13 protein-coding genes are annotated in these 13,299 nt (G+C 60.6%); 9 read left to right on the top strand and 4 right to left on the bottom strand.

From position 1 onward, the window contains the following. The first annotated feature begins 16 nt into the window (after positions 1 to 16). Positions 17 to 1,411 carry a HAMP domain-containing sensor histidine kinase gene (locus EM858_RS19715; protein ID WP_183232578.1) on the top strand — a complete coding sequence of 465 codons (1,395 nt, stop codon included), beginning with the start codon at positions 17 to 19 and terminating at the stop codon, positions 1,409 to 1,411. Positions 1,412 to 1,664: 253 nt separating this feature from the next. Continuing rightward, positions 1,665 to 2,294 carry an outer membrane protein gene (locus tag EM858_RS19710; protein WP_127757697.1) on the top strand — a complete coding sequence of 210 codons (630 nt, stop codon included), beginning with the start codon at positions 1,665 to 1,667 and terminating at the stop codon, positions 2,292 to 2,294. Between the two features lie 132 nt (positions 2,295 to 2,426). Here the strand turns inward: EM858_RS19710 and EM858_RS19705 are convergent, their stop codons facing one another. Both EM858_RS19705 and EM858_RS19700 read right to left on the bottom strand, forming a co-directional pair. After that, positions 2,427 to 2,816, bottom strand: coding sequence for a hypothetical protein (locus EM858_RS19705; RefSeq protein WP_020810134.1), 390 nt, complete (start codon positions 2,814 to 2,816; stop codon positions 2,427 to 2,429). A gap of 132 nt (positions 2,817 to 2,948) precedes the next feature. Continuing rightward, on the bottom strand, positions 2,949 to 3,380 hold the full coding sequence (locus EM858_RS19700; RefSeq protein ID WP_004433168.1) for a MarR family transcriptional regulator: 432 nt from the start codon (positions 3,378 to 3,380) through the stop codon (positions 2,949 to 2,951). A 206-nt stretch (positions 3,381 to 3,586) separates the two neighbouring features. Between EM858_RS19700 and graD the strand changes: the two genes are divergently transcribed. The 7 genes from graD (at position 3,587) to EM858_RS19665 (ending at position 10,268) form a co-directional block, all read left to right on the top strand. Continuing rightward, the gene (gene graD, locus EM858_RS19695) at positions 3,587 to 4,126 is read left to right on the top strand and encodes an FADH(2)-dependent resorcinol hydroxylase reductase component (protein WP_127757696.1); all 540 of its coding nucleotides are present in this window, start codon (positions 3,587 to 3,589) and stop codon (positions 4,124 to 4,126) included. 79 nt (positions 4,127 to 4,205) lie between these two features. Beyond that, positions 4,206 to 5,435: an FADH(2)-dependent resorcinol hydroxylase oxygenase component gene (gene graA, locus EM858_RS19690; protein ID WP_127757695.1), complete on the top strand. Its 1,230-nt coding sequence runs from the start codon at positions 4,206 to 4,208 to the stop codon at positions 5,433 to 5,435. Between the two features lie 46 nt (positions 5,436 to 5,481). Further along, on the top strand, positions 5,482 to 6,465 hold the full coding sequence (tsdA, locus tag EM858_RS19685; RefSeq protein ID WP_080815830.1) for a gamma-resorcylate decarboxylase: 984 nt from the start codon (positions 5,482 to 5,484) through the stop codon (positions 6,463 to 6,465). A gap of 3 nt (positions 6,466 to 6,468) precedes the next feature. Further along, on the top strand, positions 6,469 to 7,524 hold the full coding sequence (graC, locus tag EM858_RS19680) for a maleylacetate reductase (protein WP_127757694.1): 1,056 nt from the start codon (positions 6,469 to 6,471) through the stop codon (positions 7,522 to 7,524). Between the two features lie 15 nt (positions 7,525 to 7,539). Then, positions 7,540 to 8,427 (top strand): hydroxyquinol 1,2-dioxygenase, encoded by an 888-nt coding sequence (graB, locus tag EM858_RS19675; RefSeq protein WP_127757693.1) that lies wholly within the window; start codon positions 7,540 to 7,542, stop codon positions 8,425 to 8,427. After that, positions 8,424 to 8,762 carry a YciI family protein gene (locus EM858_RS19670; protein ID WP_080815835.1) on the top strand — a complete coding sequence of 113 codons (339 nt, stop codon included), beginning with the start codon at positions 8,424 to 8,426 and terminating at the stop codon, positions 8,760 to 8,762. Before graB ends, EM858_RS19670 begins: the two co-directional genes overlap by 4 nt. A gap of 219 nt (positions 8,763 to 8,981) precedes the next feature. Further along, positions 8,982 to 10,268, top strand: coding sequence for an aromatic acid/H+ symport family MFS transporter (locus tag EM858_RS19665; RefSeq protein ID WP_162935813.1), 1,287 nt, complete (start codon positions 8,982 to 8,984; stop codon positions 10,266 to 10,268). 99 nt (positions 10,269 to 10,367) lie between these two features. Here the strand turns inward: EM858_RS19665 and EM858_RS19660 are convergent, their stop codons facing one another. Then, positions 10,368 to 11,696: a telomere resolvase gene (locus EM858_RS19660; protein WP_127757692.1), complete on the bottom strand. Its 1,329-nt coding sequence runs from the start codon at positions 11,694 to 11,696 to the stop codon at positions 10,368 to 10,370. Between the two features lie 221 nt (positions 11,697 to 11,917). Continuing rightward, positions 11,918 to 13,288, bottom strand: coding sequence for a virulence factor family protein (locus tag EM858_RS19655; protein ID WP_127757750.1), 1,371 nt, complete (start codon positions 13,286 to 13,288; stop codon positions 11,918 to 11,920). Positions 13,289 to 13,299: the final 11 nt, after the last annotated feature.

Here is a 13,299-nt window from a genome sequence, read left to right as displayed (position 1 = left end):
CCTGCGATGGGGGCTGATGAAGCGCCTTTTCGCATTGCAGGCGTTCCTGCTCGTCCTTTTTGTCATCCTTCTCATCGGCTGGATATGGATCATCGATCCGCGGCTCGAAGGTGCGAATGAAGAGGCTGCCCGCATCGTCGCGGAGAGCGTGACGAAGGACGAACAGGGCAGGCCGCAACTCTCGGCGACGCCGGAGCTGGCGGAGCTGAAACGGCGCTATCCGAATCTCTGGTTTGTGGTGCGCGATGCCGATGCCCCCGTCTTTCAATATGGCGCGGTCCCGCCGCCCGCCCTGTCGGCGGTGTTTCCCCGGAGTTTTGACCGTGCGCGTCTGGAGGCGGCCGGAACGCTCCGCGCGACCGTTGAAAACCGCGATACAGCCGCCGGGCGGCTTCAGTTCATTGCCGGGACGGAGGAAGGAATTCCCAATGACGGGCTGAGTATCTGGGTCAATGTTCAGCTGGATCTGGAAAAGGATGCCGAGGGCTCCATCCGCTGGCTGACCGTGCTACCGGCGCTGGGCTTCATCATTCTCATCGCCGTCGTGCCCATGCTGATCCTGACAGGTATCGCGACACTGCTCGTGACCCCGCGGGCGGTCGGCCGCTCTTTGAGCGGGCTGATGGAAACCGTCAAACAGGCGCAGTCCATCGATTTCGAGAACCGGTCCGAGCGTATCGACCGTTCGAAAGTTCCCCTTGAAATCATCCCGCTGGTGGATGCCTTCAACGTCGCGCTGTCGAGGCTCGATGACGGATATAATCGTCGCAACCGCTTTCTTGCCGATGCGGCGCATGAGCTGAGGACGCCGATCGCAATCGTACGCACCAGAGCCGACCTCTTGCCCGATGACGCGCTGAGCCGTCAGATCAGGGCCGATATCGACCGCTTGACGCGCGTTGCCCATCAGCTGCTGGAGATGCAGGCGGTGGGTGCGGTGAAACTGCCGGCGGAGCCGCGCGATCTCAACAAGCTTGTCGAGCGTATCGCGACCGACCTCGCCCCGATTGCGATGGATGCCGGATATGAATTCGATTTCGAGCCAGGCGAGGGCGAAGTCGTCTTCACGGTGCAGACGTCGATTATCGAGATGGCGGTCGTCAATCTTGTGCGCAACGCGATAGACCATGCCGGCGGCAAGGGCGCAATTGCGATCCGGGTCGATCCGGCGGGGGCCATCGAGGTCTGCGATGAAGGGCCGGGCATAGCTGTCCCGGAGCGCGCGCAAGTATTCGAGCCGTTTCACCGCATCAACACGAACTCGCCCGGAGCAGGCCTTGGGTTAAATCTGGTCCAGAAGGCGGCGGAGCTTCATTGCGGCCGTGTTTTGTTCGTCGATCTCAATCCCGGCTTTTGTGTCCGGCTCGAAATTCGATCGATAGGTTCGAAAGGCACTACGACCGCGTTGTGATAATGAAATTTCTTACGATTTGGTTAAGGAAATTTACCTAACTTATTTATTTAAATAAATAATTTCGAATAAAATTCGTTCCATGCAATGCAGGCGTAATTCTCGCGGGGAAAATCCCCTTATCTGCTGAACGCATCCGCACGTCATGTCGGTCGGCGCAGCAGACAAACGGGAGCCGGTTTCCGGTTCTTCAACGCGAACTGAAACTTGGCTGCGCCAGAAGATGGCGCATCGGTTTCGTCTGGAGTCATTCATGTCGATCGTCAAGAAATCGCTTGTCGCCGTGACCATCGCCGTCGCGGTTGCAGGCAATGCCCATTCCGCCGATCTCACCAACTACAATACGCAGCAATCCTTCGATTATGGCAGTCCGCCGGCCTTCTCCTGGGGCGGGGCCTATGTGGGTGTGCATGGTGGCGTCGCTTCCCCGAAATTCAACCCGTTGGCCAGCGGCCGCGGCCTGACGGGGGGTGTTCAGGCCGGTTATAACTTCCAGTTCGGTTCCGGCGTGGTCGGTGCGGAACTCGAAGGGTCCTATCTCGGGAATGAGGCGCGTGTGCCGAACGGTCGTTTGCGGGAGCGTTTCCGGGGCGCGGCCAAGATGAAGGCCGGCGTGGCGCTCGACCAGACGCTGGTTTACGGCACCGCCGGCCTGACCACGACAAAGTTCAAGGACGGAAACGGCGTGACAGGTCCCGATGGCTGGAAACAGGGCTATCTGGTCGGGGCAGGCGTCGAACAGAGTTTCGGCGGCGGCCTGTCGGCGAAGTTCGAATATAATTATGTGAGCACCGGAAATGTGGCCACGACGACCGCCAGCGGCAAATCGAAAACCGATGTCAGCGATCATGTCATCAAGGCCGGCCTGAATTATCGCTTCTGATCGGCCCTTCCCATGACAGATTCCAGGGAGAATTCTCAAAAGAACGCCGCCGCTTTCGGCTTGGAAGCGGCGGTGAAAAGGGGCGGGGCGCAAAACATGCGGAACCGGACCGAAATTTGAAACCCGGATCGGTCATTCGCATTCGAGCGAAGGTTGCCGGAAGCTCGTAACATACCATTCGGCCCCGGAATTGCGGGTGTAGAAGGTGTAGAAGCAGTCGATGCGCTCGATATAAGCCGGCGTTTCGGACACTTCGTAACGTTCGCCACGCCGTGTTGTCCGCACCTCGCCACTCGACGATCCGGCGACAGCCTGCGTCTTGTTTTTCCGCCATTGATAGGCCTGCTGGCCGGGACCCAGACTGTAGATATTGTCCGGCGGCCCATAGTCCAGCATCACGCTGGTGATGGGTGCGCCGATATAGCTTTTCATGACAGTCGAGGCGCAGGCCGTGAGCAGTATCGATGCGCCGGCGATAAGGAAGATTGCTGCCGGGACTGCAAGGGACGATCTGTTGGACATGGAAATTCCTTTCTGCGGTGACGTTCGCAGGGATAGGAACCGGTTATTGCAAGTACATTGCACGGAAGATTGTCGGGCGGGCGGTGATTCCGGTCGGTTACAGCTCGAGAGCTAGTTTGCCGGCTATCGGCGTCAGAGGCCGGCAATGTTGCGGCCGATGTGGCGCAGGATGCTTTTGAAGAGCTTCACTTCAGCCGGATCGAGGCCCTCGATCGCGGTTTTTTCGAACATGGCGGCGATGGGCATGAGTTCATCGGCCAGTTCCTCGCCCTTCGGGGTGAGGGTGATGCGCACGATGCGCGCATTGTCGAGCGGCCGTTCGCGGCTGACGAGGTTACGCCGGACCATCAGCCCCACGAGGCGGGACAGCGTGGAAATCTCCACCGACACCATGTCCGAAAGCTCGGTCAGCGTCTTGCTCTCCTGCTGCCGCAGCGTCGCCAGCACGCGATACATCGGCAGGGTGATGTCATAGGAGGCCAGTCTTACGGAAAAGCGCTCGCCAAGCCGAACGCCCACCCAGTTGAGCAGGTAGGGTACCGAATCGGTGAATTGATAGGACACGAGCAAATCCCCGTTTGAGAACCATCTGCGCAGATGCTGATGTGCGCCTATCGGCTGTACCGGCACAATCCATCCGTTTCAATAGCTTCGCCCCATAAGACGGGGGAATGCGGCGTTCTCCCCTTCACAAAAAATGACGAAAAACATTTGCATTGACAAACATTGCAAATGCAAATAAATAAGAATGCAGGATTTGGGAGGATCTCATGACATCAGCATTGTTTGGCCTGAGCAGCCTTGCGCCTGAAGGCGTCGGTCAGAATTTCCGTTCGACGATGCGCCGTTTCCCGGCGACTGTGACGGTTATCACGGCCCGTGCTTCCGGTGATCAGCGCGATCACGGCATGACGGTAACGGCCGTCACCTCGGTTTCGATGGAGCCGCCGTCCCTGCTGGTTTGCCTGAACAATCGCACCCTGCTGCATGAACTGCTGCTGTGCCGGCCAGATTTCATCGTCAATGTGCTGACGCAGGATCAGATTGCCCTGTCGGATGCCTTTAGCGGCAAGGTGTCGCCGGAAGAGCGTTTCCGAGATGGTCAATGGCAGCGCCACGACAATGGCGTTCTCTATCTGCCCACGGCCCATGCCGCCATCGCCTGCCGCCGGGTTGCGGCCATGCCTTACGGAACCCACACCGTCTTCATTGGGCAGGTTGTTTCGGCCGATGTCAGCGAGACGACACGGCCGCTGCTTTACGAAAACGCCCAATATTGCGCCGCAAGCCCCGCGAGCCTGCCCGCCTGATCATTGCCGCCCAGATAATCCCGGCGGGATAACCTCCGGCCAGCAACATCCGGCCAGTAAAGTCCGGAAGGAGACAATCATGAACGATATGAGCCATGCGCCGCTGCCGGCGCAAACGAACCCGCGTGCCCGCCTCGCAAGCCGCGTTACCGGCATAGCCGATCTTTTCCGGGCGAGCGCCAAACAGACGGAAGAGGCCCGGCGCGTTCCGGCCAGCCACATCGAGGCGCTGCGCGGCATCGGTTATTTCGATATCGTCAAACCCCGCGCCTTCGGCGGCAAGGGCGGAGATTTCGCCGAGCTGGTCGAGGCCAATATCGAGCTTTCGGCCGCCTGTGCGTCGACCGGCTGGGTCGCCGGCCTGCTGTCGGCCCATCAATGGCTGCTGGCGATGTTTCCGGAAGAGGCGCAGGCCGATGTCTGGGGTGAAAACCCCGATGCGCTGCTGTGCGGTTCCTATGCGCCGGTGAAGATGGCGGAGCTCGCCGATGGCGGTTATCGCCTGAGCGGCAAATGGGCCTTCGCCTCGGGCTGCGAAAACGCGCAATGGTCCCTCTGCGCCGCCATTTTGCCGCCGCAGGGCGAGGGCAAGCCGGTTCCGGCCTTCCTGCTCGTTCCCGCCGGGCAATATGTGATTGAAGACACCTGGCACGTGGTGGGACTGGCCGGCACGGGGTCCAAGACGCTCGTTCTCGACGATGTCGTCGTTCCCGAACACCGGGTTCTGACCTTTCCGGACGCGACCAGCGGAAAGACGCCCGGCGGGCATTATTATGCGGAGGAAGGCCTGTTCAACATGCCGCTTCTGACCGGCATTCCTTCCTGTCTCGCGGCGGCAGGCGTCGGTGCGGCCAGAGGCGCGCTTGCCGCTTATGTCGATCACGTCGGCGGCCGGGTGACGCGCGGTGCGGTGGCGGGCGGCAATAATCGCATGGCCGAATTTCCGACCATCCAGCTGCGCGTTGCGGAAGCAGCGGCGAGCGTGGATGCGGCTTGCGAAATATTGCTGCGCGATGTTGCCCGGGCACAGGCGCTCTCGCAGGCAAGGATCGAAGGCCGAGCGGAGTTTACGGTGGATGACCGCCTTCTCAGTCGTCGCGGCCAGTCCTTTGCGGTGTCTCTCGCCCTGCGCGCCGTGCAGGCGCTCAACGATTCCACCGGCGGCGTCGGGCTCGACCTTTCCAACCCGGTGCAGCGGGCGTGGCGGGATGCGAATGCGGTCGGCCGTCATATCAGCATGAACTGGGACGCCGTGGGCACCATGATCGGCCAGAGCATGCTCGGGCTGGAACCCAAGGGCCAATATTGATCGCCTCTCAGACGGCAAATCAAAGAGTGAATTCGGAGGAAATAACATGCAAGGCAAGGTCGCTCTCGAGGAGCATTTCGCAATCCCTGAAACGCTTCAGGATTCGGCCGGGTTCGTACCCGGCGACTACTGGAAGGAACTGCAGCACCGCCTGCTCGACATTCAGGATACGCGCCTGAAGCTGATGGATGCGCATGGCATCGAAACCATGATCCTGTCGCTGAATGCGCCGGCGGTGCAGGCCATTCCCGACAGGAAGAAGGCGATCGAGATCGCGCGCCGCGCCAATGACGTTCTCGCCGAAGAATGCGCCCGGCGGCCGGATCGTTTCCTCGCCTTCGCAGCCCTGCCATTGCAGGACCCTGACGCGGCGACTGAGGAGCTTCAGCGCTGCGTCAACGATCTCGGTTTCGTCGGCGCGCTCGTCAACGGTTTCAGCCAGGAGGGTGATGGCCAGACGCCGCTTTATTACGACCTGCCGCAATATCGCCCCTTCTGGGGCGAGGTGGAAAAGCTCGACGTGCCCTTCTACCTGCATCCGCGCAACCCGCTGCCGCAGGATTCGCGCATCTATGACGGCCATCCCTGGCTGCTCGGCCCCACCTGGGCTTTTGCGCAGGAAACGGCTGTGCACGCATTGCGTCTGATGGCGTCCGGCCTGTTCGATGAGCATCCGCGTCTCAACATCATTCTCGGCCATATGGGCGAAGGCCTGCCCTACATGATGTGGCGTATCGACCACCGCAATGCCTGGGTGAAGCTGCCGCCGCGTTATCCGGCCAAGCGCCGTTTCGTGGATTATTTCAACGAGAATTTCCACATCACCACCTCGGGCAATTTCCGCACCCAGACGCTGATCGACGCCATTCTGGAAATCGGTGCGGATCGCATCCTGTTTTCCACGGACTGGCCCTTCGAGAATATCGACCATGCCTCCGACTGGTTCAACGCGACGACCATCGCCGAGGCGGACCGGGTAAAGATCGGCCGCACCAATGCGCGCCGCCTGTTCAAGCTCGACGGGCGCTGAACCATGCAGCCCTTCGTCTATATGGCCGCTCCCGCCCGCATCGTCTTCGGCGCGGGCAGCTCGGCGGGCGTGGCGGAGGAAATCCGCCGCCTCGGCCTGTCGCGGGCGCTGGTGCTTTCCACGCCGCAGCAGAAGGGCGACGCGGAGGCGCTTGCCGGCCGGCTCGGCCGGCTTGCCGTGGGTGTCTTCTGCGATGCGGCCATGCATACGCCGGTCGAGGTGACGAAAAACGCGGTCGAAGCCTATCGCGCCGCCAGTGCGGATTGCGTTGTGGCGCTCGGCGGCGGCTCCACCACCGGTCTCGGCAAGGCCATTGCGCTGCGTACCGATGCGGCGCAGATCGTCATTCCGACCACCTATGCCGGCTCCGAGGTGACGTCCATTCTCGGCCAGACGGAAAACGGGGTGAAGACCACCATGCGCGGGCCGGAAATCCTGCCGGAAGTGGTGATTTACGATGCGGAACTGACGCTTGGGTTGCCGGTCGCCATAAGCATGACGAGCGGGCTGAACGCCATGGCGCATGCGGCGGAGGCGCTTTACGCGCAGGACCGTAATCCCATCGCCAGCCTGATGGCGATTGAGGGGCTGCGGGCGATGATCGAGGCGCTTCCCGGCGTGAAGGCTGGGCCGCAGGATGTAAAGGCACGCGAGACCGCGCTTTATGGTGCGTGGTTGTGCGGCACGGTGCTTGGCGCCGTCGGCATGTCGCTGCATCACAAGCTTTGCCATACGCTGGGCGGCAGTCTCGATCTGCCGCACGCGGAAACCCATGCGGTGCTTCTGCCGCACACCATCGCCTATGTGGAACAGGCGGTGCCGGATCTGCTTGCGCCGCTTGCCGCTCTTGTAGGCGGCAGGGCCGGGGCAGGGCTCTACGATTTTGCCGCCCGGCTTGGCGCGCCGTCGAGCCTTTCGGCTCTCGGGGTCCGGGCGGGCGATCTCGACCGCATGGCGGAGCTTGCAACGGCCAATCCTTACTGGTGCCCGCGGCCAATTGAAAAAACTGCGATCCGCGACCTTTTGCAACGCGCCTTCGAGGGCGCGCGGCCGGAGTGATGGGAGGAGGAGACGATGGATATGAAGATAAGCAATGATGACGGCTACTTCGTTGAGGAGCGTTCGGCTGAAACCGTGATCGCGCGGATGCGCGACTGTGACGATCCGCGTCTGAAGGAAATCATGGCGGTGGTGACGCGCAAGCTGCACGAGGCGGTGAAGGAAATCGAACCGACCGAGGAGGAGTGGATGAAGGCCATTCATTTTCTCACCGAGGTCGGCCAGATCTGCAATGAATGGCGGCAGGAATGGATCCTGTTTTCCGATATTCTCGGCGTCTCCATGCTGGTCGACGCCATCAACCATCGCAAGCCGAGCGGCGCGTCGGAATCGACCGTTCTCGGCCCCTTCCATGTCGCGGATGCACCGGAAATGCCGATGGGTGCGAATATCTGCCTCGATGGCAAGGGTGAGGATATGGTGGTCACCGGCCGTATTCTCGATACAGACGGCGCGCCGGTCGCCGGCGCGCGTATCGATGTCTGGCAGGCCAATGACGAAGGCTTTTATGACGTGCAGCAGAAGGGCATCCAGCCCGATTTCAACCTGCGGGGCGTCTTCATCACCGGCGAGGACGGGCGCTACTGGTTCCGGGCCGCCAAGCCGAAATATTATCCGATCCCGGATGACGGTCCGGTCGGGCAGCTGCTGCGCGCCATGGGGCGTCATCCCTACCGGCCGGCGCATCTGCACTATATCGTTTCGGCCGAAGGCTTCACTACGCTCGTTACTCATATCTTCGATCCCGACGATCCCTATATCCGTTCGGATGCGGTCTTCGGGGTAAAAGAAAGTCTGCTCGCCGATTTCCAGCGGGTGGAAGATGCGCAGAAGGCGCGGGACCTGGGTTTCATCGGCGACTGGTTCTGGTCGGTGAACCACGATTTCGTGCTCGCCCGATGAGCGGCGGGAGCGACCGAACCCGGCTTTACGTGCGTTTCGCCGAAAGCGATCCTGCCGCGGCCGCGCAACGGGCGGCGCAGATAGAGGCTCACAAGGCCCATCTGCGCAATGGCGAGGCGATGGCCGAAGGGTTCAGGATTCTTGTCTCCGGCCCGATGAGCGCGATTGCCGAAGGCCCATCCGCCGCCCTCATTATTGCGCAGGCGCGCTCCATCGAAGACGTCATCGCCTTCAGCGATGCCGATCCATTCGTCATTCACGGTGTTTATAACCGCATTCATATTTTGAGCTGGACGCCGACGCTGTCGACGATTTCCGGGCTGGGGCCTGGCTAAAATTTCGTCGGCGCGGTGCGCCTGGCATTTGTTAATATTTCATTTGCAATTTTTGCAAATGCAACATTTAATCGAAGGCGGGTGATGCTGGCGATATGTGCTTGACAGGAGCAGGGCACATATCAGTGTGGAGCACGCCGGGCACTCACGGAGGATATCGCAGGAACGGGAGACGCTTATCCATACCGGATGGCGCGTTCATGCGTGAAAGGGAGGAACATGTCCACGAATTATCTGAGCGCCGCGTCAGCGCGGACGAAGAACCCGGCCGGCGTTATCGCGACATGCGGCCTGATGATCATGTTTGACGGTTACGATCTGGTCGTTTACGGCGCCGTCGCACCGGCACTCTTGAAAGAAAGCGCATGGGCGCTCAACCCGGCCATGGTTGGGCGTGCCGCCGCGCTGACGCTGGTGGGCATGTTGCTGGGGGCGCTTTTTGCCGGCACCATGGCCGACCGCATCGGCCGCCGGAAGGTGGTTCTTCTCAGCCTCGCCGGCTTTTCGGCGATGATGATCGCCTCGGCCATGACGCCGAACTTTCTCGCCTTCGAAATCACGCGCTTCTTCGCCGGTCTCGGGCTTGGCGCACTGTTGCCGACGGTCACCGCGCTGGTGCTGGAATTTTCGCCGCCGCATCGCAGGGCGCAGGCCAACTCCCTGTCGTTCCTCGGTTATCTTATCGGCGGCATCATTTCCGGCGTCATGGGCATCCTTCTTCTGGAGACCTATGGCTGGCGGCCCTTGATGCTGATCGGCGGCCTGCCGCTTATTCTTCTGCCGATCTTCATGCGGTTCCTGCCGGAATCGCCGGAATGGCTGGCAAGCAAGGGCCGGCAGGCGGAGGCTGACGGCATTTGCGACAGCTACGGTCTGCAACGCATCGTGCCGCATGCGAAAATTCAAAAGGGCGGCGTCGGCGCGCTGTTCTCGGAAGGCCGGCTGCTCTCGACGCTGAATGCCTGGGGCATCCACTTCTGCTCGCTGCTTCTCACCTTCGGCATGGTCAACTGGCTGCCCACCATCATGAACAAGATGGGTTATGACATCAGTTCAGCGCTCAGCTTTTCCGTCATGCTCAATGTCGGGGCTGCGATCGGCATTCTCATCGGCGGGCGGTTTGCGGACAAGGGCAACGTCAAGGTGGTCGTGGCGATCCTGTTTGCCATCGGCGCCGCCTCGATCTTCGCCCTGACGGTGAACAAGGGTCCGCTTCTTTATGCCTTCGTCGCCCTTGCGGGTGCGGGCACCATCGGCACGCAGATTCTCGCCAATGTTCTGGTGGGACGGCTCTACCCCGTTCATATTCGCGGCACGGGTCTCGGCTTCTCGCTGGCGGTCGGGCGGCTCGGCGGCATTGCCGGCCCGATGATTGGCGGCCTCGTGCTGCAGCGGGGTCTGGCGCCCGAGTGGAATTTCTACATTTTCGGCTCGGTCGCACTTGTGGGGCTGATGCTGACGGTATTGACGCTGCTTTACCGCACCTCCGGTGACGCGCGGGTTTGATGAATGAAACGGCCGGCCGCGGAGGACTGAAATCCGCGGCCGGAGCATTTCCGGTAAAGCTGCCGAGCGGTTTTACGCCCGGAAAATGACTTTAACGCATCATGCCTTGCGGGAAACCGGCGCGATTGTCGCCATCTGCTGCAACGTCCGTTCGTTGACGCGCTTGGCCCGTGCCAGCGCATCGTCGCGATCTTCCGGCAGCGTATAGGTCATATAGGACAGCGAGGTTTCGAGGTCGTTGTTGTTATGTCCGAGAATGGCGGCGAAGTAGCTGTTCTTGGTCACATGCGGCGGCGCGAAATTGTGAAAGGCCACCTCGGCATAGAGGTGCCGCAGGCCATAGGGCTTGGGAAGCTCTTCCTTCGGCCAGAGATCCTCGAACAGGTTAAAAACCGTGTCCCGGAGCAGCAGGCGGGTTTCCGACGAAAAATCGTCGATCGACATGCCATGCCACAATTTTCCCTGTCCGCTTTCGCGCAGGCGCCTATAGGCGGCCAGAATGGTTTCCGAGCGGGCAAGCACCGGGATTTCATAGGTAATCCCGAATTTCGTTCCTTCGCCCTGTTTCGTCTTGGCCTGGCCGTTGAACAGGAGGCTCCATTTGGAAACACCCTTGCCATAGGGGGCAGGTGAAAATTCCGCCTGGGTGAAGACCTCGTAGGGACGGCGCCCGGTCATGCCGATCAGACCGATGCCGATCATCAGGGGATCGGCGGACAAAAGACAGTCCGCGCAAATCTTCAGAACCTGCCGGTAATTTTCGAAGGTGATCAGCGCGCCGTGCTTTCTGGCGATCTTCTCCATCTTCACCCGGCGCGCATCGTCATACATCGCGGCATCGCCGGTGGCGATCTTCAGCATCGGATGGTCGTCGCCGAAGGCCTCGCGGATGGCGTTGCGATATTTGGTGATGTAGGAGATGATCGTGGTCTGGGCTCTGCCCTTCATGGTGCTGATTTCAGCATTCCACAGGGTCTGCATCTCTTCTTTCGTTCCCATGCCGTTCATCGCCGAAATGAAATCCGCGATGCGCAGCAGAACAGTCGGCTTGCGACCGGCGGTATTGAACTCCGCCCGCTCGATTTTTTCGACGATGGATGTCGCCACGCCGGTTTTCGTATAGTCGGCGCGCGCAATATAGGTGTTCAGCCGCTCGCGCAGCTTCTTCATGTTGCAGATGGCAAGCGGCGTGCTCTTGACGCCGAACTCGTCCTTCAGCGCATTGCGATATTTCATGATGTAGAGTTCGAGCGTCTTTTCGGTGCGGCCATTGTCGAAATGGTAGCGGACCTCGGCATCCCACAGATCGCGGATTTTTCTGTTGCGCAGCGTGTCATCGCTCTTCATCGCCTCTTTGACCTGGCCGACGAAATGATCGATGCGTTCCACGAGGACTGGTGTTTTCGTCTTTCGCTTTGAAGCGGGCATGCGGCGGCTCCCTGAACCCGTCCGGAAATATAAAATCCATGGTTGGCGATCAACAGCAGCACGGTTGCGGAAATGTGATGAACATCCACTGCAGGCCGGTTTCTTTTGAATAATAGTTTAAGCGATTCCGCAAGCACGGCCGCGACGCGAAGAAGCATCGGCGATGCATTCGCCGTCAAAGATTATCCGAGATGCGGAATATCGGCCTGTGGTGATGCAGGCTATTTCGGCAGCCGGGTCTTCAGCGAGGTCACGATACGCTTGGCCAGCCCCTCATAGTCCTCATCAAAATGGTGGCCGCCCTCGATGCCGACCGCTTCCACGCCCTTGGCTTTCAGGCCGGGGCAGGGGTCTTCATCTTCTTCTTCCGTGCCATAGATGCATTGCACCAGCTTTGGATCGATCTTGGCGATGTCATCCACCGTCTTGCCGCCCTTGCCTTCACCGGCAACGCCAAGCCAGCCTTCGACGGAAATCTCGAAATCCACCTCGGTCGAAAGTCCCATCAGGGTCAGTTGCACGACATGGGACTTGTCGCGGTCCGGCAGCAGATTATAGGTGGCGGGAAGAATATCGGCACCGAAGGAATAGCCGATCAACACCACATTGCGGACTTTCCATTCCTTGCGATAGGTGTCGATGATGCGGCCGAGATCTGTGGCGACCTCCTGCGGTTTCTTTTCCTTCCAGAAATAGCGGAGCGAATCGACGCCGATGACGGGTATGCCTTCCTTCTGGAAGGCGCCGCCCACTTCCTCGTCGAGATCGCGCCAGCCGCCGTCGCCGGAATAGATCACCGCCATGGTGTCCATCACCGGGCTGGTTTCCAGAACCTTGATCGGCAGGCCGAGCGGGCTGTCCGTGTCGCCTGCGGCGTCGATCTGGTCGGACAGGGTCTGGGTCAGAACCTCGTCCGCCTTGTCATCCACATCCGTCACGTCGATATCGGGATGCAGCTTGACGAGCGCATTGACGTGGTCGCGGCCCTTCTGATCCGCGGCAGGCGTGAACAGCACGCTGACGGGGGCGGGTAGTGGGCCGTCGGTCAGGCCATAGACCGTTTCGCCATCCGCCTTGTCCTTGGTGGCGGGGGTGCAGAGGATTTTCTCGAGCGGCAGGCCGGCCTTGGGGTCGACGGCGATGGCTTCCCGGACGGTGGAGACGGGGCTCTGCGCAATCATCGCCAGCGCCAGCGTTCCGCCCTTGCCGATGCCGGTGAGGATGGGCTGACGATAGCTGCTCGTGCCGGCGGTGCGCTGAATCTGCTGCGAGAGCGACTCGATGTCCGAGATCATATAGATGCACTCGTCGTCATCGGCCTCGAGCGCCTTCAGATATTCCCTGAAGTCGATGCCGACCACGGCTGCGCCCTTTTCCACCAGCGCCCTGGCGCGGGTTTCATCGGCGGCCGTCCATCCGTCCGCATCGGAAATCAGGAAGACGCTGGCGAGGATATCGCCATCCGGCACCATGATGTGTCCGGCGGGGATCATGCCGGTCTCGTAAGCGGGCTTGTCCTGCGCAAAAACGGCGCCAGAAACAAACAAGGGGGAGGCGAACAGGGCGGAGGCGGCAAGAACCGCTTTCAGCATGCTGGATTTTC

It is taken from the genome of Agrobacterium sp. CNPSo 2736, from assembly GCF_004005385.1.
GTDB classification, from domain to species: Bacteria; Pseudomonadota; Alphaproteobacteria; order Rhizobiales; family Rhizobiaceae; genus Agrobacterium; species Agrobacterium leguminum.
Note: the sequence above shows the minus strand (reverse complement) of the source record. Positions and strands in the feature narration are given on the sequence as shown.

Bases quoted from the DNA above. Each gene is read 5' to 3' on its own strand.
- EM858_RS19715 (WP_183232578.1), top strand. From the start codon at position 17: ATGAAGCGCCTTTTCGCATTGCAGGCGTTCCTGCTCGTCCTTTTTGTC.
- EM858_RS19710 (WP_127757697.1), top strand. From the start codon at position 1,665: ATGTCGATCGTCAAGAAATCGCTTGTCGCCGTGACCATCGCCGTCGCG.
- EM858_RS19705 (WP_020810134.1), bottom strand. From the start codon at position 2,816: ATGTCCAACAGATCGTCCCTTGCAGTCCCGGCAGCAATCTTCCTTATC.
- graD (WP_127757696.1), top strand. From the start codon at position 3,587: ATGACATCAGCATTGTTTGGCCTGAGCAGCCTTGCGCCTGAAGGCGTC.
- graA (WP_127757695.1), top strand. From the start codon at position 4,206: ATGAACGATATGAGCCATGCGCCGCTGCCGGCGCAAACGAACCCGCGT.
- tsdA (WP_080815830.1), top strand. From the start codon at position 5,482: ATGCAAGGCAAGGTCGCTCTCGAGGAGCATTTCGCAATCCCTGAAACG.
- graC (WP_127757694.1), top strand. From the start codon at position 6,469: ATGCAGCCCTTCGTCTATATGGCCGCTCCCGCCCGCATCGTCTTCGGC.
- graB (WP_127757693.1), top strand. From the start codon at position 7,540: ATGGATATGAAGATAAGCAATGATGACGGCTACTTCGTTGAGGAGCGT.
- EM858_RS19670 (WP_080815835.1), top strand. From the start codon at position 8,424: ATGAGCGGCGGGAGCGACCGAACCCGGCTTTACGTGCGTTTCGCCGAA.
- EM858_RS19665 (WP_162935813.1), top strand. From the start codon at position 8,982: ATGTCCACGAATTATCTGAGCGCCGCGTCAGCGCGGACGAAGAACCCG.
- EM858_RS19660 (WP_127757692.1), bottom strand. From the start codon at position 11,696: ATGCCCGCTTCAAAGCGAAAGACGAAAACACCAGTCCTCGTGGAACGC.
- EM858_RS19655 (WP_127757750.1), bottom strand. From the start codon at position 13,288: ATGCTGAAAGCGGTTCTTGCCGCCTCCGCCCTGTTCGCCTCCCCCTTG.